Below are 946 nucleotides of genomic sequence, written 5' to 3' on the forward strand. Positions count from 1 at the left end.
ATTGATGGGGTCAGCCGCAAGGCGAAGCTCTTGATCGAAGCCCCAGTAAACGGCGGCCGTAACTATAACGGTCCTAAGGTAGCGAAATTCCTTGTCGGGTAAGTTCCGACCTGCACGAATGGCGTAATGATGGCCAGGCTGTCTCCACCCGAGACTCAGTGAAATTGAACTCGCTGTGAAGATGCAGTGTACCCGCGGCAAGACGGAAAGACCCCGTGAACCTTTACTATAGCTTGACACTGAACATTGAGCCTTGATGTGTAGGATAGGTGGGAGGCTTTGAAGCGTGGACGCCAGTCTGCGTGGAGCCATCCTTGAAATACCACCCTTTAATGTTTGATGTTCTAACTCGGCCCCGTGATCCGGGGTGAGGACAGTGTCTGGTGGGTAGTTTGACTGGGGCGGTCTCCTCCCAAAGAGTAACGGAGGAGCACGAAGGTTAGCTAATCACGGTCGGACATCGTGAGGTTAGTGCAAAGGCATAAGCTAGCTTGACTGCGAGAGTGACGGCTCGAGCAGGTACGAAAGTAGGTCTTAGTGATCCGGTGGTTCTGAATGGAAGGGCCATCGCTCAACGGATAAAAGGTACTCCGGGGATAACAGGCTGATACCGCCCAAGAGTTCATATCGACGGCGGTGTTTGGCACCTCGATGTCGGCTCATCACATCCTGGGGCTGAAGTAGGTCCCAAGGGTATGGCTGTTCGCCATTTAAAGTGGTACGCGAGCTGGGTTTAGAACGTCGTGAGACAGTTCGGTCCCTATCTGCCGTGGGCGTTGGAAGATTGAGAGGGGTTGCTCCTAGTACGAGAGGACCGGAGTGAACGCACCACTGGTGTTCGGGTTGTCATGCCAATGGCATTGCCCGGTAGCTAAGTGCGGAAAAGATAAGCGCTGAAAGCATCTAAGCGCGAAACTTGCCTCAAGATGAGTCTTCCCTGGGCCTT

1 rRNA gene is annotated in these 946 nt (G+C 53.7%); it reads left to right on the forward strand.

The features are described 5' to 3' along the window. Positions 1–946, forward strand: a 23S ribosomal RNA gene (locus tag ACJ8QI_RS25465); the annotation flags it as partial.

This window comes from Serratia sp. CY84636 (assembly GCF_052166245.1).
GTDB lineage: Bacteria > Pseudomonadota > Gammaproteobacteria > Enterobacterales > Enterobacteriaceae > Serratia > Serratia nevei.